Genomic DNA, 23,323 nt, shown 5'->3' with positions numbered 1-23,323 from the left:
ACAATCAGCAGAATGCTACATCTGCTTACGGACAACTGCATATTCATCACCATTTCTGTAAAATGGACACTGGAAATAACGATCTGTCATCAGACGGATATATTCATCTTCATCCATATTTTTATCACATACATAACTTTCATAGTCTTCATCATAAATATAATAAGTACAGCTCTCACAACTGACTCTCTCATTTCTGCTCATCTTTTTATTGCCTCCCTTTTCTATCCTTTAGTATAAGGACAAGGTTCTAAAAAATCCAGTCGCATACTGCCCAGTTTCAGTTCTGTATATTTTTTATATTTTCATTTATTTTCTGTTAATTTAAATTACTTTTATTTTTTATCAGATTTTCTATTGACAAAACGTGTTTTGAGAGTTAATATATAGTCAACAAAAGAAAACGAACACCAAATAAAAGAAAAGGAGGTACGGACCACCAAAAACTTAAACTTAATCCAATAATCTAATGAAAGAGGTATAGACCAATGGGACATTAATTTTAATCCAGAACAAAATTTACGAAAGGGGTACAATCCAATGGGATAAAAAGTCTTTAACTTTAATCTGATATGAATTTTATGAAAGAGCTACAGACCGATGGGATGTTAATTTAATTCTAATTAAGAACATAAGAACGAATTTTATGAAAGAGGTACAATCCAATGGGACGTTAATTTTTAAATAAAATTTCACTATTTGAGATAATAGTTTTAAATAGATATTAATTGAAGAAGGAGGATATTCCAATGGATGGAATAAATTGAAAGATCCACTGTATGACTTGTAGAAGCGTATGGTGGATTTTTCGTATGCTCTTTTTGCGATTATTCATGGATTTTTTGTATACCCGTTTATCCTTGACACTTCCGTATTTCAGCGATATAATTAGTTTCTAAAACTGATGTGGATTTTTGGAGTATCACGATGAATGACGGGCAAATGGTTTCCGGCATAATGTGATACTACTTTTCGCCACATGACTACTTTTCCTGGCAGTCATGTGGTTTTTTTATGTCATAACTTATTAATACTAAAAAAGATCCATTGGATCTTTGTCGTATGCTTAACAACTGAGAAATCCCGAAAGGAGTCTGAAAATGGAACAAACTTATATGAAAGAACAACCAATCCTGAACCTTCTGTTAAAAATGTCATTACCAATGGTTGTGTCTATGCTCGTAAATTCACTTTATAATATCGTTGACAGCTTTTTTGTTGCTAAGATCAGTGAAAATGCAATGACCGCACTTTCTTTGGTATTCCCTGTTCAAAATCTGATCAATGCAGTTATGATCGGTTTTGGAATCGGGATTAATGCCGTCATTTCCTTTTATCTGGGAGCAGCAGATCAGAAAAAGGCAGCTCAGGCAGCAAGTCAGGGAATGCTCCTCGGAACATTTCACGGTATTCTCTTGATGATTATCTGCCTTGTAGTTATCCACCCTTTTCTCAGTCTCTTTACCAACGATACAGAAATTATCACTTTAGGGCTTCGTTATTCAAAAATCGTATTTTTATTTTCTGTATTTTTTGCATGGGAACTGGTATTTGAAAAGGTTTTTCAAGCTGTTGGTAAAATGAATGTCTCCATGATCTGTCTGATGAGCGGATGCCTTGTCAACATTTTTCTCGATCCGGTCCTGATCTTTGGACTTGGACCATTTCCTTCACTTGGGATCGAAGGTGCAGCACTCGCAACAGGCCTCGGACAGACATTCAGTGCGATCCTTTATCTTATTTTTTACATAGTCGATCCAATCTCTGTAAAATTCAGAAGAGCTTATTTTAAACCGGATGCTTCACTTTGTAAAAAAATGTACTCCATCGGGATTCCTGCAAGTCTGAACATGGCACTTCCTTCCCTGCTTATTTCATCATTAAATGTAATCCTGGCAGGCTTCGGTCAATCTTATGTCTTTGTGCTTGGAGTCTATTACAAATTACAGACCTTCTTATACCTTCCTGCTAACGGAGTCATCCAGGGGATGCGGCCACTGATCGGATATAATTATGGTGCAAAGGAACATCATCGTGTAAATAAGATTTATCAGACTTCTTTGATCCTTGTTCTGGCAATCATGGCAATTGGAACTGTCCTGTGCTTATGCATTCCCGGAACTCTGATCCATCTGTTCACAACTACACCTGCAACCATAAAGATTGGTTCCTCTGCTCTTCGTATTATCTGCCTCGGATTCCTTGTATCTTCTATTTCAGTTACAAGTTCGGGAGCTTTAGAAGGACTTGGAATGGGATTACCATCCCTCATTATCTCGCTCTGCCGTTATACGCTGATCATCATTCCACTGGCTTTTCTTTTAAGCCTGCTGCAGGGGGCATCCGGCGTCTGGCACGCATTTTGGATCACTGAGGCAATTACTGCAATTATTTCTTACTGGATCTACCATAAGAAAGTAAGAGCTTTGTAAACTTTTTTGACCCCGACATCTATAAAACAGTATAACATAAAACGATTCCTATTTGACTACATACTTGACTACATTGGAATTATCCAGAAAATGAAAAAAGCCAGAAGCCTTGAAAATTCAAGGTTTCTGACTCTTCAGTCAACAGGGGATGAGAGAATCGAACTCCCACCAAAGGTTTTGGAGACCCCTATCATACCATTTGACCAATCCCCTATTCAGTTGTCACTTTCGTCAAGCGACTTATTAAGTATACTTTACATGTATTAATTTGTCAATAATTTTTTAAATATTTTACAATATTTTATCACTTTGAAAAATTTGAATATGAATTTGTAAGGGAAACCGGAGTACGCGTTATCATCGGTAAGGGTGGAATGAATGTTATAATGATCCGAACATCTTTCTGACCCAAAGATTGCAATGACTAAGGATTACAATTTCCACAGGGTTCATATCCTTCATCGATCAACGTCTGTCTTGAACCCGTATATTCACCTTTATTTTTAGCCTTGATCTTCTTTGCACCAGAACATTCCGGTTTATGAAATTTCTTTGTATTCTTATTGAGAATATACGTCTGCTCCTTCGTATCTTTTGCCTCTGCCTTTGACGTTGCCGCAGAATCTGTCTTTGCATTTATCTTTGAATCTGATTTTGAATCTGATTTTGAATCTGAAGGATCTGCTTCTGTACCGTCTGCCCATTTTCCTTCTGGCTCTGCAATCTCATCACCTTCCCAGTTTTCTCCGGTTTTATAATCAATCACTACATACGGCTGTACATTATATACATATACATTAAAGCTGATTCCCACTCCATCATCTTCTACTGACTCTGCCTGCATCTGTACTCCTGAGGCAACCAGGTCATCCCCCTCAAAAACCGGTGTCACACGGTACATCACATGATTGTCGGTTTCTTTGATATACGCTGCCACCTCATCCTCGAAAGGCAGCATACCTTCTACATTCATATAGCGTGTTCCTGTGATCAGATTCTCTTCATTTGCATTCTCACCTGTCAACTGGAATCCGATCAGGTGACAACGGTTATACACATATCCACCATCCACGGTATCATAGGATTTATTCTTCCAGCCGGTCGGCTTCACACTGCTGATACTCTCCCTCGTTTCTGTCGGCATCAGATCCTGTCCGATGCACGCTTCTGCCGACTGACATCTTCCAAGCTCATCCAGTTCACTGTATTCCTCATAGGATACTGTCGTAAGCTCTTCTTCCGTAAACTCCGGCTGATTATCATTTACCTCCACATATGGCTCTCCTGAATATGCCGGAACATCATCAACCGTCACATAGGATTCACTGTCTGAACCCTTTTCTTCGGCAGAATGATCTTCCGCAGCCACTTTCGTGCCTGACTGAGTATTGCTGTCTTTCCCTGAATCTGTCTGCCCCTGGTTACCGCAGGAAGTCAGACATACTGACAGGATCAGCAGCAATCCGGTCAGAAAACCATAAGTTCTTCTCTTTTTATCTTTCATATTCGTCTCCCTATTCATCCGTACTGATCTATACGATCATTCTTTTTTATCCCCCGGTCTTGGAAATCTTCTTTCTATAAGAAATAAAGATTCTTCCGGGAAGCTTTCGCATCTTTCATTAAATGAACAAATCTATTATATAACACGAATATATGTTCTTTCAATCTTTTCTGCAATCTTTTTACAGCCAAAAGTTCTTTTTCTTTGTATTTTCAAGCCGGGATTTTTATGCTATGATTACAGAGTCAGCTTCTGACAGAAATGAGGTATCATTTATGAATATACGGCATAAAAGAAAAGAGAAAGAAGAGTCAGTTTCCACAGCAAGAGAATTATTTCAGTGGGTAGCCGCCATTGTTGCTGCTGTTCTGATTGCACTGGCTATAGATAATTTCGTTATTGTAAATGCTCAGATTCCTTCCGGATCTATGGAAAATACGATTATGACCGGTGACCGCGTCATTGGGAACCGGTTTGCATACAGTTTCAGCGATCCGCAGCGGTTTGATATTATTATTTTCCGCTATCCGGATGACGAAAGTCAGTTATTCATCAAAAGGATCATCGGACTTCCCGGAGAAACGGTTGAGATCCGGGATGGAAAGATCTATCTGAATGGTTCTGATGAACCACTTGAGGATGTGCAGACGAAAGAAACCATGGTCGGATCTTTCGGTCCGTATACAGTACCGGAGAACAGTTATTTTGTCATGGGAGACAACCGCAATGACTCCAAAGATTCTCGCTACTGGACCAATACTTTTGTTACAAAAGATGAGATTCTCGGAAAGGCGATCTTCCGCTACTGGCCGATTTCTGAATTTAAAATTCTTGAATAAGATTTTATCAAAAAAGGTGTGCGAAAATGAAAATCATATTTCGCACACCTCTTTTTTTATTCTGATAATCCCGTTTTCTGATATCACCAGATCCATCCGCTCATCATGTTCCTCTGTTGGAATTTCATCACACATCAGACTTTCTCTGCACAGAATTGCTTTTTCACAGTCTTCCGGCATTTTCTCAAGATAACGGTCATAATACCCCCCGCCATGTCCGAGCCGTTCACCCTTCCGGTTACAGGAAATACATGGGATGATCGCAAACTGGATTTCTGTCGGATCAAGGATGATATCACATTCTTCTCCCGGCTCCAGGATTCCGTAGGATCCAATTTTTAACTGTTCTAAATTCTGAATTTCATAGGCATCCATTATTCCTTTTCCGGTACATTTAGGAACACCCAGTCTTTTTCCACTGTCCAGTATTTCCTGCAAAAGCGGAATGGTATTAATTTCTTTTTCTGTACTGACATAACAGAAAATTGTGTCGGCATTTTTATATTCTGCAAGAGATTTTATCTGATGCAGGATTTTTTTATCCGACTCTTCAGTTTCTCGTCTGGATAGTTTAGATATTTTTTCCTTTACTTTAGTTCTTAATTCTTTCTTTTGTTCTTTTATTATTTCATTTTTTGTATCCATTTTGCACATTTCCTTTTTAAGCTGAATTTTTTCCTGCATTTTCTACCAGAAGTTGATCCAGCTTCCTGCGGTCTTTTTCCCGGATCTCATATGCTCCGTCCTCTCCCTTTTCGACATGGAGCTTCAGTTTCTTCTTATCCCCATACCGAATCCCTTCCTGCAAAGCTTCGTTCAATACATCATAATAAATCTGATATACCTGTCCCTGCATCTCTTCTTCCGATGGAATTTCCATTCCTTTCATTACCTTGTTGGTAATTGATTGTGCATACTCTTCTGCCTTGCTTTGAAATGTCTCATATGTATCAGAAAACAGTGTGACCGGTCTGATCTCAAGTTCAACTATATAACTTCCGTCTTTCTGCTTTTCACTTTCTCCGATCTGATAATTAACCTGCCTGACGATCTGTGTAAAAAGTATCCTGTACTTCTTTTCCAATTCCTCCGAAATAGCTGATGAATGGAATTTCTCCATGGTTACATCCAGATTTTTTTCAAAGACAGCCTCCGCTTCTTTTCTGGAAGTTCCCGTCATTTTACTGTACTCCTCAGTTTCTTCTTTATAAGAAACATCCAGCACAGCCTGCACATAACGGACAGGATCAAAGCGATTCATATAAAAATAAATTCCCGCTGCCGTAGCCACCATGATAATCACAGTCAAAATACATCCCAGGATTTTCTTGTTCTTCCACTTATTCTTTTTATTCTTTTCATCCATAAAAAATCCTCCTCTTTTCATAATGATCTGCATCAGTATAGCACTTTATCATCATGAAAAAAGGAGAATCCTGTCGCATTTTTTCTTTTAATTTTTGTCATTAAATCGTATCTTAATATACGATTTAATTTCTTCTACGCACTTTTGGAATCCAAGTTTTCCACTGTTAAGACATAAATCATAATTCCTTGCATCTGCCCATTCATTTCCGGTATGATATCTGTAGAAATCACCTCTGAACCGATCCGTCTTTTCAATATATTTCTGCATCTCTTTTTCTGTCATGCTGTTACGCTCTAAAGCACGCTCCAGGCAGAACTTCTTATCTGCATGTATAAAGACACTGACTACATTCGGATTTTCTTTCAGGACATAATCTGCACATCTTCCTACGATTACACAGGATTCCTTTTCTGCCAGATCCCGGATCACCTTTGCCTGATAATTGAACAGGTTATCATCTGATACAAAATCTCTGTCTTCAGGAGTAAGAAGCTCTCCGTCATACGGACGGTTCAGAATCTTAAACCATGGAGCTTTCTTGATCTTTTCATCTGACATCCCGAATAAGCCTTCATTAATTCCGCTTTCCTCTGAAGCCATCTTAAGGATCTCCCTGCTATAACAGTTGATTCCCAGCTCCTTTGCAAGCATTGCACCTATCGTCTTTCCACCACTACCATACTGCCTGGCGATCGTAATTACAATATTCTCACCCATGAGATATCCCTCCTATTCACCTAAGTATGCCTTTTTAACGGCTTCATCCTCCAACAGATCTTTCGCCTTGCCGGACATCGTGATCGTTCCTGTCTCAAGCACATAAGCCCTGTCTGAAATAGAAAGTGCTTTCTTCGCATTCTGCTCTACCAGAAGAACCGTTGTTCCACTCTCACTTACCGCACGGATAATATCAAAGATTTCATTTACAAAGATCGGTGAAAGTCCCATGGACGGTTCATCCATCAGGATGATCTTCGGCTTTGACATCAATGCACGCCCCATTGCAAGCATCTGCTGTTCTCCACCACTCAGAGTTCCTGCCATCTGGTTTTTCCGTTCTTCCAGACGCGGGAATCTTTTGTATACATTTGCAAGACTTTCTTCAATCTCTTTCTTATCTTTCCTTGTATATGCTCCCATTTTCAGGTTCTCATATACACTTAACTCCGCGAAAACACGTCTTCCTTCAGGGACATGTGCCATTCCCATGGATACGATCTTATGAGCAGGTACTTTCGTGATATCTTTTCCTTCAAATAAAACCGATCCTGACTTTGGTGCAAGCAGTCCTGTGATCGTATGCAGAGTTGTCGTCTTTCCTGCACCATTTGCTCCGATCAGAGCAATAACTTCCCCCTGATTTACGTCGAAGGAGATGCCTTTGATCGCATGGATCATTCCATAATATACCTGTAAGTCTCTGACTTCAAGCATTGCCATAGCTTTTTCCTCCTTACTCTCCAAGATATGCCGTAATGACTTTCGGGTCATTGAGTACATCACTCGTCTTTCCCTGTGCAAGAACTTCACCGAAATTAAGAACTGTCAGTTCCTCGCAGATTCCGCTTACAAGTTTCATATCATGCTCGATCAGCAAAATCGTCATATGAAATTCATCTCTGACGAAACGGATCATATCCATCAGTTCTCCGGTCTCATTCGGGTTCATACCTGCTGCCGGCTCATCCAGAAGCAACAGCTTCGGGTCTGTAGCGAGGGCTCTTGCGATCTCAAGCTTTCTCTGCTGTCCATACGGAAGATTGGCAGCCTGATGATCTGCATATTTTTCAAGATCAAATACTTTCAACAGTTCCATAGCTCTGTCGTCCATCTCTTTTTCCACCTTCCTGTAACTCGGAAGACGTAAGATTCCACTCAGAGTCGAATACGGATGATGATTATGCAGTCCTGCTTTTACATTGTCCAGGACACTCAGTTGCTTGAAAAGACGGATATTCTGAAACGTTCTCGCAATCCCTGCTTTACTGATCTCAATATTCCGTTCACCGGTAATATCTTTTCCGTCAAGTATCACCTTTCCTGCATCCGGCTTATAAACTCCGGTCAGAAGGTTAAATACGGTCGTCTTTCCTGCACCATTTGGTCCGATCAGACCATAAAGCTGTTCTTTCTGAATCGTAAGATCAAATTCATTTACAGCACGGAGACCACCGAAAGAGATTCCCAGATTTTTTACATCCAACAAGATACTCATTCTTATTCAACCTCCTTTGCTTTTTTCCCGAAACTAAAATGCTTCTTTCTCCAGTCATTGAGTTTTTCTCTCCACTCAATCGCTTTTGGAGACCAGTTAAAGAGCATCATGACGATCAGCACGATCGCATAGATCAGCATACGGTAGTCCTTCATTCCACGGAGAAGCTCCGGCAGAAGCGTCAGGATCACTGCCGCAATGATTGAGCCGCGGATATTTCCGATTCCGCCAAGTACTACAAATACCAGGATTGTAATGGACATATTGTATCCAAAGTTGTTCGTATTCGCTGTCAGCGTAGATATATTATGTGCATACAGGACACCTGCTGCCCCTGCCATTGCCGCAGAGATGGTAAATGCCATCAGCTTATATTTCGTAATGTTGATTCCGATTGATTCTGCCGCAATACGGTTATCACGAATCGCCATGATCGCACGTCCATCTCTTGAATTGATCAGGTTCTGCACGATAAACAATGTCAGCAGGATCAGGATAAAGCCGATCACAAATGTAGAGTTCTTCGGTGTTCCCGTAATTCCCTGTGGTCCGTTCAGGATCACCGTTCCATCAGCATCCATATTCAATGCCATAACATCCTTTGTCGTCACATGGAACCCCTTGGAATCTTTTCCGATATAAAGTACATTCACCATATTTTTGATAATCTCACCAAATGCCAGCGTTACAATGGCAAGGTAATCACCTTTCAGTCTCAGTACCGGGATTCCGATCAGCATACCGAAAATCGCTGCTGTCACGATTCCGATCAGAAGTGCCAGAAAAAACCGCAGACCATCTGAAGCGATCACATCTCTTGTACATTTTGAAAAGAAGGCACTTGTAAATGCACCAACGCACATAAAACCTGCATGACCAAGACTCAGCTCTCCCAGGATACCAACAACCAGGTTCAGTGAAACTGCAAGAATAATATAGGTGCATAACGGTACCATCAGCCCCTGAAGAAGGCTCGAAATACTTCCTGCACTGATCAATATCTGCATGATCACAAATGCGAGGATCACCATAGCGTACGTGATCAGGTTATTTTTTGTCGTCTTATTCATCTTTTTTAACATCCCATCCACCTACACTTTCTCCTGAATCTGCTTACCTAAAAGTCCGGTAGGTTTCACCAGCAGCACAACGATCAGTACTGCAAACACGATTGCATCTGCCATCTGGGAAGAAATATATGCCTTACTGAAAATTTCGATCAGTCCCAGCAGGATTCCTCCGATAAACGCTCCCGGGATCGATCCGATTCCACCAAATACTGCTGCAACAAACGCTTTGATTCCCGGCATTGCTCCTGTATACGGTGTGAGACTCGGATACGTGGAACAAAGAAGAACCCCGGCAACTGCCGCCAGTCCTGAACCGATTGCAAATGTAAGGGCGATCGTTCCGTTTACATTGATTCCCATTAACTGTGCCGCACCTCTGTCCTCTGATACTGCACGCATCGCCTGTCCCGGCTTTGTCTTCTGCACAAATGCCATCAGCACGACCATAATCACCACGCACACGACGATCGTGACGATCGTCTCTCCTGAAATCTTCAGTTCTCCTCCTGCAACAGAAATGCCTTTCCATTTGATCACTGAAGGAAATGTCTTCGCATTCGCTCCAAAGATCAGAAGTGCCACATTCTGTAACAGATAGCTGACACCGATCGCTGTGATCAGTACTGCCAGGGAAGAGGATGCGTTCCTCAATGGTTTATAAGCAATCCGCTCCATCACAACTCCCAGGACTGTACACACAACAATCGAGATCAATACTGCAGCCGGAACCGGCATCCCTGCCTGATTCATGCTGACGAGAGCAACATATGCACCGATCATGATCACATCACCATGAGCAAAATTCAGCATCTTGGCAATTCCATATACCATCGTATAACCAAGAGCAATGAGTGCATAAACGCTGCCCAGACTAAGTCCGTTTACCAAATACGATATAAAACTCATATTCCTTTTCCTCTCATCCTATTTTATTGTAGTTTGCTTTTTTCATTATATCACATCACAAAATCAGCCGCAAGAAAAATAGAATGCACTCTGTCTTTGCTTTCATTTTTCCTGCGGCCTTCTTTGGCTTTTGACCCCGACATCTATTTATCTTCCTGTATAAAGATGAAATAATTCCGGATCTGTCACTTTTTCAATTTGGTCATACACCGGAGTACTCGCCTCTTTCATCTGCTCTCTTGTCTCTTCATCAGGCGTTATAATCTTGGTTCCGCTCTCCTCGATCTCACGGATCTTCTCACTGATTCTCTCATCTGACTTCTCTCTTGCATATTCCTTGGCAATCTCTTCTGCCTCACGCAGGATCTTCTGATCCTCTTCTGAAAGCTTTTTATAAAAATCTTCACTCACGATCAATGAAATCAGATGCGGTACATGATTCGTTTCAATAATGTAATCCTGCTGCTCATACAACCGGTTTGAAACGATCACTTCGTATGGATTTTCCTGTGCATCAATCGTATGCTGCTGCAATCCGATATACACCTCACTGAAGCTCATGGGAGTCGGATTTGCTTTCAGCTTTTTCCAGAAGCTCAACTGGTACGGATCTTCCATTGTACGGATCTTCTGTCCTTTAAAATCTGAAAAACTGCTGACCTCCTTATTGCTGGACATGACGCGGAATCCCTGATCTGCATATCCCAGCAGTTCATATCCCGCATCCCGGTATGACTCCTGCATCCGGCTCAGGAACTCCGGCTGATCTACCTTATCTCTCAGCTCTTCAATATCATCAAACACACACGGTGCATCAAAGATTGCTGTATCATCAATAAAATTAACCTGTGGTGCTGTATTCTGTACTACAAATGGGATATCTCCGTCATAGCAGCTCTCCAGCAGTTCTCTGTCCCCGCCAAGTACACTGTTCGGATATACTGTGATCTTGATCCTTCCGTCACTGAGTCTGTCCGCTTCTTCTGCGAATTTTTCCGCATAGATCTGCGTCACTGTATCCTCAGGGCTGGCTGTTCCGAGCGGATATGCATACCGCTGTTCTGTACTTTCTTTTCCGGCACACCCCGTAAGCAGCCCCAGGAAGGCAACGCTCACCATCACGCCTGTCAGTCTTCTATATTTCATATCTGTATCTGTCTCCTTCCATGTCATTTCCTGTAACAGCATTTCTACAATAACGCAAGACTTACTGCCGGCACAAAGGTAACGATCAGCAATGCAGCAAAGAAATAGAGGATCATCGGCATCGCTTTCTTTGCGATCTCCATCACCGGTACATCTGTCAGTGAACTTGCCACAAATAAATTCACTCCGATCGGCGGTGTTACAAATCCGATTGCCAGATTGACAACCATGACAATACCAAAGTGGATCGGATGGATCCCCACTGCCTCAACGATCGGGAGCAGGATCGGTGTCAGGATCAGGATTGCCGGAGTTGTATCCATCACCATTCCAACGATCAGTAAAAATACGTTGAGTACAAGAAGTAAGACAATCTTATTCGTAAAATGTGCAAGGATCCATGCACTGATTTCCTGCGGCACCTGCATCAGTGTCAGTACTCTTGAAAATGCAATGGATGCAGCAAGAATAAAAAGGATCGGTGCATACGTCCTGATTGCTTCTACCATAATGGTCCAGATATCTCTGATCTTAATACTTTTATAGACAAATAAACTGATGATCAGTGCGTAAAAAACCGAAATAACTGCTGCCTCTGTCGGAGATGCCACACCGGTATAAATACATCCAAGAATGATCACCGGACTGAGCAGTGCAAAAGCACTGTCCTTTAACACCCTTAAAAGCCCCTTATCATGCAGCTTTCCGACCATTGCCAGCTTCTTTTCCTGATCTTCCCCATGCTTTTTACAATAGTAGATCGCGTACACCATCAGAAGACCGCCGATCATTACCCCCGGAATGATCCCTGCAATGAAGAGGTCACTGACTGATGCACCGGATGCCGTTCCATACATGATAAACGGAATACTTGGCGGAATAATAACACCCAGGCCGCCTGCAACCGCCACAAGAGCTGTCGAAAACTTCTTATCATATCCCATCTCCATAAGGATCGGGATCGTCATACTTCCTACTGCGGCTACCGTAGCCGGTGCTGATCCCGAAATCGCTCCGTAAAACAGACAGGTCACAACCACTGCACATGGCATCCCGGCGGTTCTCTTTCCCATAAAATAAGCAAATACATCAAATAATTTTCTTGAAATCCCACCCCGTGCCATGATAATTCCTGAAAGTACGAACATCGGAACTGCAAGCAAAGGGAAACTGTCGATTCCTCCAAGCATAGAACGGATGACATAAGTTCCGCTTGCTGTAAAGGACGGATCTACCGCTCCCGGAAGTACCGATGCAATTCCGAGAGATATGGATACCGGAATCGCAAGGATCAGACAGATCACAAAAATCAAAAATACAACCACCGCCGGCATATCATTCTCCTCCCTTCCTGAATACTCTCTTCCACTCAATGATCCATCTCTGGAATACCCGGATCGCTGACAGGATAAATCCCATCAACGGTGCTGCCTGCACATAGTACATCGGGATTCCCATTGCCGGGCTTGTCTGTCCATTTGCGATTGCAGACAACAGATATTTCCATGCAAACGGGATCAGATAAAGAAATAAGATCAGTTCAAATGTATGATTCACTCCTTTGAAAATGGCTTTTCCCCTCTTTGGGAACATCGCCACAAACTGCTCGATCTTGATAGAAATACATTTTTTCGTACAATAACTCACACTCAGGAATCCTGCCCAGATAAATATATACCGGGTCAGTTCTTCCGACCAGGAAAGTGAAGCTCCGAATATATATCTTGCAATGACCTGTATTCCCATGATCACTGCCATGGCTGCAAGTGCAATGACCAGTAATACTTCTTCCAGGTTCTCATCTAACCATTGTAATGCTTTTTTCATCTCATCACCTTTTCCTTAATTTTCATCATATCTTTTTCGTTAAAAAAAGACTATATCAAAAAATATATCATTTTTTATTTTTTCTGTCCATCCTCTCAATTTCTTCTGCCACCATAACTAAAAAGGATTCCCCGGATCTTTTTGTCGTATACTTCACACAAAAAAACTGATACCTCAGACTCCATCGATAACTCCCCCGAATTGATCCAAACTATCAGTTTTCTTTTTATTTTTCTAAATTCACTTATAAAGATGTCGGGGTCAAAAGCCCCCAACTTTGATGCCTACGGATTGCTCTCCGTGCTACGCACTCCCACAACCCTGGCATCTTATAAATCCATTAATAGATGATCATAGCTACAATTACTGCTGCCAGTGAACCGATCATTGGAGCAAGTACGGATGTCATAAATACATACCAGTAACTTTCTGCCAGTGACAGTTTCATCCAGCGGAGCTGTGCAACCATTCCACCTGCATTTGGCAGTGTATTCATACCGGTTGCACATGCCGGTGCCAGTCTGTGAAGTGCTCCTGCACTTGCACCCTTTGCAAGCAGACCGTCTGACAAATGTTCAAAGAACATGGCGATGGAAGAGGTTCCGCTTCCAAGGATACCGGCAAGGATATTCAGTCCGAAGAACTCTGTCAGATACGGGTTCATCTTCAGACCCATTACAAAGTTGATAATGGACTGGAATCCCGGACAGGACTGAAGTACGCCTGAAAATCCAAGAATCGCTGCTGCCATTACAGTTGCTCCGATTCCATTATTTACACCCTTTTCAAGAATCTTTGCCACACTTCCGACCTGTTTATGACAGAACAGAACAATCACAACAGAACCAACAAACATACTCAGTACAACGATTGCATTTGTATTCATATCTGTCAGGTTAGAAAGAGCAAGTACCAGTACTACAACCAGGATAAACGGGATCAGTGCTACCCAGAAAGACGGAAGATCATCTCTTGTCGGCTGGATCTTAACTGGCTGGGATTCATCGATTGCTGTTCCCTCTTTGATCGCTGCTTTTTTTGCTGCATGAACCATGTAAAAATATCCCACTGCAAAAGATACCACGAAAGCGACCCATCCAAGGATCGGTGCTGATCCCATGGAAGTTCCGAGATACTGTGCCGGCATGATGTTTGTAATATTGATGGCATACGGGATCATTGCTGAGCAGGTTGCTCCGATAAAGATGATTCCCGGAATCATACGGTATGGGTATCCTGCCTGCTTCATCATGATCGTTGCGATCGGTGCCAGTACGAAAAGTACTACAAATCCTGATACTCCCACATATACGAATACCGTTGTGATCAGTGCGATAGACAGGATAACTCGTTTTGCACCCATTTTTTCTGTAACTACATTTGCAATGGATTCAGCACAACCTGATGCTGCCATCAGTTCCCCAAACACTGCTCCGATTACAAGTACAAATACATTGTTCTGAATAAATCCTACATACCCCTCTGCATAAGAACTCAGTGATGTCCACCAGTCCATCCAGCTTGTCAGGATAATGATAAATGAAACCAGAATCGTAGATGTAAATACATCAAGTCCCTTCCAGATTGCTACTACAAAGATGATTGCTGCCAGCAATAATCCGATGACTGATATTGTTGTTGCCATAATTATTTGTCCTCATTCTCACCCACGATCCGAATCTTGCCAAGCGGCTTCCGGTATGGGTTCTTTCCTTCGTAAAAATGTTTATCAAGAAAGTCGATACACTTCTCAATATTCTGATCTGCCTTGATTACCTGAGAACCATGCGGTTCATTTTCAAAGAGATCCAGCTCCACGCGGTCTTCTCCGCAGACAGCTTTTACCTTTTCTGCCATGTAGACAGACTGATGATAGTCGATGACCAGGTCATTTGTTCCATGCTGAATCAGCATTGGCGGACAACTTTCCTTTACATGACTGATCGGGCTTACCTTACTTGTACGTTCCGGATAATACAGTGGATTATATCCCAGCAGCATCGTAAACATTGAGTCATTTGATTCTCCGTCACCCGGCATCATTCCCTTGCCTGCACCGGTCTGCTTACGCACTTCATAAATGTCTGTTCCGAACTGCTCTGCAGAACAAAGCTCACTGATCGTATACCATGCAATGGCACAGTCGATCTTTGAAGATGCTTTTACTCCGACATTCAGATCATCCATGTCTTCCTCGTCTGCTGTCACTGCCAGAAGCTGCGTCACTGTACCGCCTGCTGAATTTCCCCATACTGCAAACCGATCCGGGTCTAAATTCAGTTTCTCTGCATTGGCACGCAGATAGCGGATTGCTGCTTTTCCGTCGATTAGCTGTGCCGGCCATTTTGCTTCCTGTAAAAGACGATACTCTACCGTTGCAACTGCGTATCCCTGTGTCACAGGCAGACACATTGACTTAATGTAATGTGTCCTCTTGTGTCCCGCCGCAAAAGCTCCACCATGGAATACGATCACCAGCGGATATGGGCCTTCTCCGTCTTCCGGATAAAAAACATCCAGAATCTGGTTCGGTGACTCATCTGCATAGACAAGATCCAGTTCGGTCTTTGCAAACTGCGTGATATCCATCTCCGGCTCTGTCTTCAGAAATGTCTCTCTGTTGTTCATCCCTGTCATTTTCTCTCCTCCCAGTAATAATTCGAATGCTGTTTTATAAATCCTGATCCTTACAGACTCTTATGAAGCAGGCCAAGAACTGTTGTCAAATCTTCAATTCCCATCTGTCCCGGAGCGGATACTTTTCCAACTGCTCCAAATGTCAGTGCTGAACCGAATACTTCACCGCAAAGACGACTGATCACACCGGTTCCTGACATGGACATTGTAATGATCGGACGGTCTGCATATTCTGATGCCATTTCCTCTGTAGCAGAAAGAAGTGTCAGAACATCTTTCTTATTCTGAGGCATTACAGCGATCTTTGGAATATCTGCTCCTAATTCCTGCATTTTTCTTAAACGGGATACGATTTCGTCCTTTGCAGGAGTCTTATGGAAATCGTGATTAGAAGCAATGACTTTTACACCATTTGCATGTGCTGTCTCAACAACTGCTTTCACCGCATCATCTCCTGTAAACGCTTCTACGTCTACAAGGTCAACCAGTCCTGTTTTTGCCGCATTCTGATTCAGTTCTACATAAGTTTCTGTCTCAATGGATTTCTCTCCGCCTTCTTTGGATGTACGGAATGTGAACAGGATCGGAGTCTCACCAAGTACCTCACGAAGAGCTTTCATTGTCTCTTCTGTCTTTGCAAAATCGAAAATATCTTCATACCAGTCTACACGCCACTCAACAACATCGGCCTTTGTAGATTTGATAGTTTCTGCTGCTGCAAGGATTTCTTCTCTTGTTACCCCAACGATCGGTACACAGATTTTCGGGATTCCTGCACCAATTTCAATATTTCTTACTTTTACAGTATTCATAATACTATTCCTTTCTATGACTTCTTTGGAGGGGAACCCGCACCGGTCGTTCTGCTCCGGTACAGGTTTCATTTTTACAATTTTCTTATTTATGCTTCCTCTGCATTTTTCAGAAGTACACCATATCTTACATTTACAAAAAGTCCCAGTGCCACGCCTACTGCTGTAAGAACAATGTTCATTACCATAACCTGGGATGGCTGCATCTTTGCTGCTGCTGTAAGGATCGTGTAGTTACAAAGTGAGGATGCGATCATAATCAGAGCTGTGATCGTTCCCTTGATCTTCGGGAAAAGCATATTGCATACAGAAGTTGCGATCTGAAGCAGTCCGCCTGCTCCTGCCCATCCGATGATAAATGCTCCTGCGATCATCAGCGGCTTGCTCTGTCCTACCAGTACAACGATCAGTGTTGCCAGGCAGATCACCGGATATGCCACGATAAAACGTACATCTTTGATCTTTCTTGTCAGCAGTGCTGTCACAACCAGTGCGATCAGTGTTCCTGCTGAATAATATGTCTGCATGATGGACGGATCAGCCCAGCCTACATTCTCTTTTGCAAAGTTCTGTGCACAGTTAAGCCATAACTGGAATGTTCCCGTGCAGGTAAATCCGATCAGGATCATAGCTACAGACTCGATAGAGAAATGAGTATGTTTTAAGCTGTCGATCAGACCTTCCTTCTTTCCTGCTGCTTTCTGATCTGCATCAGGAAGTGGGAAAAGCATAACCAGTACAAGCAGTACTACATAAATAACACCGCAGATATAAAACAGCATATTATAGGAAACCAGTCCTGTAGCTGTTGTAGCAACAGTTGCTCCCAATACAAACGGAAGGATCATCTGTGCGATGGCAATGAAAAATTTAATTCCCATTGTAGCAACACCCGGTGCTTTGTAGATGATCTCTGCAACTGCCGGATAAATTCCTGTATCCAGGAAGGAGTTTGCAATACCTCCGATGATCGCACATACATAAGCGATCGTATATCCACCATTTGTTCCTGCATTAAATGCAAGTGCAAGACCGATCAGGTAGATTGCATAAGAACCACTTCCGATTGCAGTAGAAATGCGGCGTCCCAGTTTGTCAGATAACGGACCTGCAAACGGCAGGGCGATCAGACGTCCGAGTCCTAATGCCGCTGAGATTGCAGTGATCGCCATTGCCTCTACACCCCAGGATGCGGCAAGAGCTTCTTTTATAACAGCCTGTCCCAGAATGGAACAGCCAATACCATGGATAAAATAATTTAAATACAAAATCAATGCACTTGGCATATATTTCTTATTCATAATGATGATTCCCTCTCAATTCTCTTTCTGATCCTTAGTCATCATATCTGATGTTCAGGACTTCCTTCATGTGGTCGATCGGCATCTCTTTTCCTGTCCAGAGCTTGAATGCAGCAGCTCCCTGGAACAGCATCATTCCAAGTCCGTTCATTGTCTTGCATCCAGCTTCTTTTGCCATCTTACGCATCTTTGTCTCAAGTGGAGAATATGGTACATCAACAACGATCAGTTCCGGACGGAAGAATGACTTGTCAGGAACAACTGACAGATCCTCTAACGGCTTCATTCCAACACCTGTTCCGTTTACAAACAGGTAAGAAGAATCCATCTCTTCTTTTAATTTCTCTTTATCATCTAAATCATATAATGTAGCTTTGCACTCTGTCTTTTCATTGATCTTCTTTACAGTCTCTACTGCATTATCCCAGAACTTATCATGGATATTGAAGATGGAGATTTCTTTTACTCCGTCAAGTGCTGCCTGGATTTCGATTGCTGTTGCAGCTCCGCCTGCTCCGCAGATCGTCATTTTCTTTCCGATCACATCAATATCATTATCCTTTAATGCCTGCATAAATCCGATTCCGTCTGTGATATGTCCGATCAGTTTTCCGTTATCATTTACGATTGTATTAACTGCTCCACACATCTCTGCTGCCGGTGACAGTTCGTCCAGATACTGTCCAACTACTGTCTTATTTGGCATAGAAACGTTAGATCCTACCATCTTTAAAGCACGAAGTCCTTTGATCGCATCTTCCAGTGTGCTGTTGTCAACTTCAAATGCAAGGTAAGCATAATCAAGACCAAGTGTTGCAAATGCTTCATTATGCATTGCCGGTGAACTTGAATGTCTGATCGGGTAAGCCATAAGTCCGATTAATTCTGTGTGTCCTGTGATTCTCTCTGCCATGATTTTTCTCTCCTTTTAAATCTGATAGCCCTCTGCCATCTTTTAATATTAATATGAATGATAATTTTTTCACCGCTTCCTGCGGTATGTAGTTTGTTAATTATCAAACAACCTCTCTGCCTCCTATTATACGAGCATTTTTCCAATACTTCTAATATATCTTTTTTTTATTTTTAATAGCTTTTTGCTATCAGTTATAGTATACTTCTACTAACAGACCACTACTGTATGAAAAGAAAGGAGACTCCCTATGACACTCAATCAGATTCTCTATTTTCAGACCGTTGCCCGCCACCAGCACTTCCGCCTGGCTGCAGCCGAGCTGTCTATTTCACAGCCCAGCTTAAGCCGTTCCATCGCAGTACTGGAAGAGGAGCTTGGTATCATCCTCTTTGAACGAAAGGGGCGTACCGTCACCCTTACCAAATATGGGAAACTTTTTTTAGAGCATGCCGACCGGATTCTTGATGAAGTCCGGCTTGCCCAGAAGCATATGAAGAAACTGTCCGGGAATGCCGGTCATGTGGATATCGGTTATGTCTTTCCGCTTGCCGCACACTATATTCCCCATACAGTACGCAGATTTCTCAGTACACAGAAAAATAAAGACGTAACCTTTAATTTCCATCAGAGCCATACCGGAGAGATGATCCGTGGATTAAAAAATGAAAAGTATGATGTCATTTTCGGATCTTATGTAGAAGATGAACCAGACATCCAGTTCGTCCCTATCCTGAACCAGGAAATGATCATCATCACCCCTGTTGGCCACCCGCTTTCAAAAAAAGAGCAGGTTTCCATCCATGATCTGGAACATTACCCGCTCATCGGTTATGATCGTACTTCCGGTCTTGGACGCTTTACCAGCCGGACTTATACTTCCTATACACTCCATCCGAATATCATCTGTGAATCCCCGGATGAAAACGCCATTGCCTCTCTTGTTGCAGAAGATTTTGGGATTGCCCTTGTTGCGGATGTTGCGATCCTGGATCACTTCAAATTAGAAAAGCTGCATTTAAGTGATGTCACACTCCATCATACTGTATATCTCGCCTACCTGCGGGGGCATTATCAGATCCCTGCTGTCCGCAATTTTATTTCCTTTATAAAAAAAGAAGGAACTTCTCTGTGAGGTTCCTTCCCTTCTTCCAACGATCTATTCTCTGATATTTTTCCAGGATGCCCTGGGATTTTCTTACATTCCCCGCCTTTTTACATACTCTGCAAACTTTTGTACCAGCGGTGGATGGTACTTTTCCTTCCCCTGTGCCATATAAATATAGCGTTGCTGATCCTGGTTACGCAAAGGAACAACATCCACGTCCAACTGGGATAAGATGGGGATCTCCGGCATAATGGCAATCCCGAAATTCTCTGCCACAAGTCCTGCCATAGAACCGTCTTCTTCAATTTCATAAGCAATCTTGGGATTCAGCTTTGCCTGCTCAAACATCCGGTCCACCACTGGTCTCAATCCGCTGTTCGGTGTATAAAAAATCTGTGGATATGTGGCAGCCTGCTCCAGATCTACAGCTCTTTCATAAGAAAGAGGATGCCCCTTTGGTACAACAACCACTAATTTTTCTCTCCCCACCGGAGTAAAACCAATCTCCCCTTCCCGCTCTGCCATGGAACAGAAACCAATATCAAACCGGTCTTCTTTTAATCCCTGGATGATCTCTGAAGTATTTCCTACTGTAAACCGGAATTTTACTTTCAGCTCCTCATGAGTTCGCAGGAAATCTCCTACCAGCCTCGGTACAAATCCACTGCCAAGGGTATAAATATAAGCCAGCTCCACCACACCTTCTGTCTGTCCGGTCATGCTCTGTACTTTTTTCACCCCGGTATCCAGCGAATGGATTGCCTCATCTACATATTCTTTAAAGATCTTCCCATACTTTGTCAGAACCACACCACGTCCCTGCTTTTCAAATAGCTTTGTTCCGATCTCTTTCTCAAGAGAACTGACCGCATGACTCAGACTCGGCTGTGAAATAGACAGTTCTTCTGCTGCCTTTGTATAATGTTCTACTTCTGCAAGTTTGGCAAAATAATGCAACTGATTCAGATTCATTTCCGTATTTCCTCCGTCTTCCTGATTTTCCCTCTTTGTATAAAATATCACAATTCATAGATAATATCTATTAATTTTGCCGAAAATATGTATTTGTTTTATATTTTATTTTTTTCTATAATACAGGTTGTAAAACAGATTGTTAAGCAAATGTCAAGCAACCTCTCATGGCAGTTTACAATCAACATTTATAACAAGATTTATTCATTCACTATTTTAATTCAGGAGATTACTAATTATGAAAAAAGAGTATCAGCATATCTTTGAACCTTTTACAGTTCGCCGTATGACAATGAAGAACCGTATCATGATGACTCCAATGGGAACGAACTACGGAGAATCCAGTGGAGAAATGAGTTTCCTCCATATTAATTATTATGAACAGAGAGCCAAAGGCGGTGTAGGACTTATTATGGTAGAAAATGCCAGCGTCGATTCTCCGGAAGGTTCTAACGGAACCACTCAGCTCCGTATCGACCACGATAATTACCTGCCTCGTCTTTTCAAACTGACAGAGACGGTTCACAAGCATGGTGCATGTATCGGTATCCAGATCAATCACGCAGGAGCTTCCGCACAGTCTGCAAGAACAAATATGCAGCCGGTATCCGCTTCTGATATTCCGTCCAAAGCCGGTGGAGAGATTCCTCGTCCACTTTCTAAAGATGAGATCATGCGAATCGTAAAGAAATATGGGGAAGCAGCAAAGCGGGCTCAGATCGCCGGATTTGATACTGTAGAGATCCACGGAGGACATTCTTATCTGTTAAGCCAGTTCCTCTCACCGATCACAAATAAGAGAACAGACGAATTTGGCGGTTCTCTTGAAAACCGTGCAAGATTCGCACGCCTGGTCATTGAAGAAGTAAGAAGACAGGTCGGACCATTCTTCCCAATCTTCCTCCGTATCAGTGCTGACGAATTTATGGAAGGTGGAAATACACTGGAAGATTCTTTGGAATATCTGAAATATCTTGAAAAAGAAGTAGACGTAATCGATGTATCCTGTGGCCTGAACGGTTCAATTCAGTATCAGATCGATGCCAACCACTTCCCGGATGGATGGCGTTCTTACATGGCAAAGGCTGTAAAAGAGCGTTTCGGAAAACCATGTGTAACAATGGGAAATATTCGTGACCCACATGTTGCTGAAGATATTCTTGCAAGAGGTGATGCTGATCTGATCGGTATGGGACGTGGACTGATCGCTGATCCTGACTGGGTAAATAAAGTAGAATTTGGGGATGTTTGTGATATCCGTAAATGTATTTCCTGTAATATCGGATGTGCCGGAAACCGTATCGGAATCAACCGTCCGATCCGCTGTACTGTAAATCCGAATGTACCGGACGGAGAAGGATATAAGAAATTAAAAGTTAATAAACCTTGTAACGTAGTTGTTATCGGTGGTGGAACTGCCGGAATGGAAGCTGCCTGCACAGCCGCTGAAGTCGGATGTACAACCTTCCTTCTCGAGAAGAAACCATACCTTGGCGGTCTTGCAGCAGAGATCTCAAAGATTCCGGACAAGAAACGTCTTGCTGACTTCCCGAATTATATGATCCACCGCACAAATAACCTGAAAAATCTCTTTGCATTTACAAATACAGATGCAAATGTTGACTTTATCAAGAACCTGAAGCCAAATATCATTGTCAACGCAACCGGTTCTTCACCGCTGCTCCCACCAATCCCGGGACTGCATGAGAACATTGACAAAGAAGGCGGAAAAGTTGCTTCTATCCTGACCATGATCAATCATGTCAACGACTATCCGACTGACCTGACAGGAAAGAAAGTGGTTGTTATCGGTGGTGGAGCTGTCGGTCTTGATGTTGTTGAATTTTTCGCTCCACGCGGAGCAGATGTCAGCATCGTAGAGATGATGCCGATCATCGGAAATGGAATTGATCCGGTATCCAAAGTTGATATGGGTACATTAATGAAGAAATACGGCGTACATCAGATGCCGAATACAGCACTGAAAGAAGTCCGTCCGGACAACTTCCTTGTAGAAGCCGACGGAGAACTGAAAGAACTTCCATTTGATTATGGATTTGTCTGCCTGGGTATGAAAGCCGAGAATCCGGTTCTCCAGCAGGTAAAAAATGCCTTTGAAGATGATCAGAATATCGAGATCGTCAATATCGGAGACAGCGTAAGAGCAAGACGAATCATCGAAGGTACAGAAGAAGGACGTAACATCCTGAATACTCTTGAGAAGAGAGGATATCTGTAAGATCAGAATGAATATCAGAAGTTAAGTTATCCT

22 protein-coding genes and 1 tRNA gene are annotated in these 23,323 nt (G+C 42.4%); 4 read left to right on the top strand and 19 right to left on the bottom strand.

Annotated features, from left to right (window positions below; genetic code table 11):
- Positions 1-15: 15 nt before the first annotated feature.
- Complete coding sequence (locus tag NQ541_RS03020; protein ID WP_005609710.1) at positions 16-204, bottom strand: DUF6472 family protein; 189 nt, start codon at positions 202-204, stop codon at positions 16-18.
- An 896-nt stretch (positions 205-1,100) separates the two neighbouring features.
- On the opposite strand from NQ541_RS03020, the gene NQ541_RS03015 reads away from it, so the two are divergent.
- Complete coding sequence (locus NQ541_RS03015; protein WP_005609711.1) at positions 1,101-2,432, top strand: MATE family efflux transporter; 1,332 nt, start codon at positions 1,101-1,103, stop codon at positions 2,430-2,432.
- Positions 2,433-2,574: 142 nt separating this feature from the next.
- Here the strand turns inward: NQ541_RS03015 and NQ541_RS03010 are convergent.
- Both NQ541_RS03010 and NQ541_RS03005 read right to left on the bottom strand, forming a co-directional pair.
- Positions 2,575-2,645 (bottom strand) — tRNA-Trp (locus NQ541_RS03010).
- A 211-nt stretch (positions 2,646-2,856) separates the two neighbouring features.
- Positions 2,857-3,936 (bottom strand): DNA/RNA non-specific endonuclease, encoded by a 1,080-nt coding sequence (locus NQ541_RS03005; protein ID WP_044940206.1) that lies wholly within the window; start codon positions 3,934-3,936, stop codon positions 2,857-2,859.
- 275 nt (positions 3,937-4,211) lie between these two features.
- Between NQ541_RS03005 and lepB the strand changes: the two genes are divergently transcribed.
- The gene (gene lepB / locus NQ541_RS03000; protein WP_044940209.1) at positions 4,212-4,775 is read left to right on the top strand and encodes a signal peptidase I; all 564 of its coding nucleotides are present in this window, start codon (positions 4,212-4,214) and stop codon (positions 4,773-4,775) included.
- A gap of 33 nt (positions 4,776-4,808) precedes the next feature.
- On the opposite strand, the gene NQ541_RS02995 is transcribed toward lepB, so the two are convergent.
- From NQ541_RS02995 to NQ541_RS02925, 15 genes are all read right to left on the bottom strand, one after another.
- Complete coding sequence (locus NQ541_RS02995) at positions 4,809-5,420, bottom strand: 5-formyltetrahydrofolate cyclo-ligase (RefSeq protein ID WP_044940216.1); 612 nt, start codon at positions 5,418-5,420, stop codon at positions 4,809-4,811.
- A 16-nt stretch (positions 5,421-5,436) separates the two neighbouring features.
- Positions 5,437-6,141, bottom strand: coding sequence for a hypothetical protein (locus NQ541_RS02990; RefSeq protein WP_044940212.1), 705 nt, complete (start codon positions 6,139-6,141; stop codon positions 5,437-5,439).
- Between the two features lie 87 nt (positions 6,142-6,228).
- Positions 6,229-6,861, bottom strand: coding sequence for a cytidylate kinase-like family protein (locus tag NQ541_RS02985; RefSeq protein ID WP_005609719.1), 633 nt, complete (start codon positions 6,859-6,861; stop codon positions 6,229-6,231).
- Positions 6,862-6,873: 12 nt separating this feature from the next.
- Positions 6,874-7,584, bottom strand: coding sequence for an ABC transporter ATP-binding protein (locus NQ541_RS02980; protein ID WP_023923262.1), 711 nt, complete (start codon positions 7,582-7,584; stop codon positions 6,874-6,876).
- A 13-nt stretch (positions 7,585-7,597) separates the two neighbouring features.
- The gene (locus NQ541_RS02975; protein ID WP_005609722.1) at positions 7,598-8,359 is read right to left on the bottom strand and encodes an ABC transporter ATP-binding protein; all 762 of its coding nucleotides are present in this window, start codon (positions 8,357-8,359) and stop codon (positions 7,598-7,600) included.
- A 2-nt stretch (positions 8,360-8,361) separates the two neighbouring features.
- A complete protein-coding gene (locus NQ541_RS02970) occupies positions 8,362-9,441 on the bottom strand; it encodes a branched-chain amino acid ABC transporter permease (protein ID WP_023923265.1) in 1,080 nt (359 codons plus the stop codon).
- Between the two features lie 9 nt (positions 9,442-9,450).
- Positions 9,451-10,335, bottom strand: coding sequence for a branched-chain amino acid ABC transporter permease (locus tag NQ541_RS02965; protein WP_005609724.1), 885 nt, complete (start codon positions 10,333-10,335; stop codon positions 9,451-9,453).
- A gap of 147 nt (positions 10,336-10,482) precedes the next feature.
- A complete protein-coding gene (locus NQ541_RS02960) occupies positions 10,483-11,481 on the bottom strand; it encodes a TRAP transporter substrate-binding protein (RefSeq protein WP_023923269.1) in 999 nt (332 codons plus the stop codon).
- 44 nt (positions 11,482-11,525) lie between these two features.
- Positions 11,526-12,815: a TRAP transporter large permease gene (locus NQ541_RS02955; protein WP_005609726.1), complete on the bottom strand. Its 1,290-nt coding sequence runs from the start codon at positions 12,813-12,815 to the stop codon at positions 11,526-11,528.
- A gap of 1 nt (position 12,816) precedes the next feature.
- Positions 12,817-13,308 carry a TRAP transporter small permease gene (locus NQ541_RS02950; protein WP_005609727.1) on the bottom strand — a complete coding sequence of 164 codons (492 nt, stop codon included), beginning with the start codon at positions 13,306-13,308 and terminating at the stop codon, positions 12,817-12,819.
- A 340-nt stretch (positions 13,309-13,648) separates the two neighbouring features.
- Entirely contained in the window at positions 13,649-14,953 is a 1,305-nt protein-coding gene (locus NQ541_RS02945; protein WP_005609729.1) for a GntP family permease, read from the bottom strand.
- Between the two features lie 2 nt (positions 14,954-14,955).
- Positions 14,956-15,945 (bottom strand): alpha/beta hydrolase, encoded by a 990-nt coding sequence (locus NQ541_RS02940; RefSeq protein ID WP_005609730.1) that lies wholly within the window; start codon positions 15,943-15,945, stop codon positions 14,956-14,958.
- A gap of 50 nt (positions 15,946-15,995) precedes the next feature.
- Positions 15,996-16,757, bottom strand: a complete 762-nt coding sequence (gene aroD / locus NQ541_RS02935; protein WP_023923276.1) for a type I 3-dehydroquinate dehydratase — start codon at positions 16,755-16,757, stop codon at positions 15,996-15,998.
- Positions 16,758-16,846: 89 nt separating this feature from the next.
- Positions 16,847-18,058, bottom strand: a complete 1,212-nt coding sequence (locus NQ541_RS02930; protein ID WP_005609734.1) for an MFS transporter — start codon at positions 18,056-18,058, stop codon at positions 16,847-16,849.
- A 34-nt stretch (positions 18,059-18,092) separates the two neighbouring features.
- Entirely contained in the window at positions 18,093-18,971 is an 879-nt protein-coding gene (locus NQ541_RS02925; RefSeq protein WP_005609736.1) for a shikimate dehydrogenase, read from the bottom strand.
- A 250-nt stretch (positions 18,972-19,221) separates the two neighbouring features.
- Between NQ541_RS02925 and NQ541_RS02920 the strand changes: the two genes are divergently transcribed.
- Positions 19,222-20,106, top strand: a complete 885-nt coding sequence (locus NQ541_RS02920) for a LysR family transcriptional regulator (protein ID WP_005609739.1) — start codon at positions 19,222-19,224, stop codon at positions 20,104-20,106.
- A 63-nt stretch (positions 20,107-20,169) separates the two neighbouring features.
- On the opposite strand, the gene NQ541_RS02915 is transcribed toward NQ541_RS02920, so the two are convergent.
- The gene (locus NQ541_RS02915; RefSeq protein WP_023923278.1) at positions 20,170-21,051 is read right to left on the bottom strand and encodes a LysR family transcriptional regulator; all 882 of its coding nucleotides are present in this window, start codon (positions 21,049-21,051) and stop codon (positions 20,170-20,172) included.
- A gap of 238 nt (positions 21,052-21,289) precedes the next feature.
- On the opposite strand from NQ541_RS02915, the gene NQ541_RS02910 reads away from it, so the two are divergent.
- A complete protein-coding gene (locus NQ541_RS02910) occupies positions 21,290-23,290 on the top strand; it encodes an oxidoreductase (RefSeq protein ID WP_005609746.1) in 2,001 nt (666 codons plus the stop codon).
- Positions 23,291-23,323: the final 33 nt, after the last annotated feature.

Source organism: [Ruminococcus] lactaris ATCC 29176, assembly GCF_025152405.1.
GTDB classification, from domain to species: Bacteria; Bacillota; Clostridia; order Lachnospirales; family Lachnospiraceae; genus Mediterraneibacter; species Mediterraneibacter lactaris.
The sequence above is the reverse complement of the archived record's forward strand: the minus strand, read 5'-3'. Positions and strand labels throughout refer to the sequence as shown.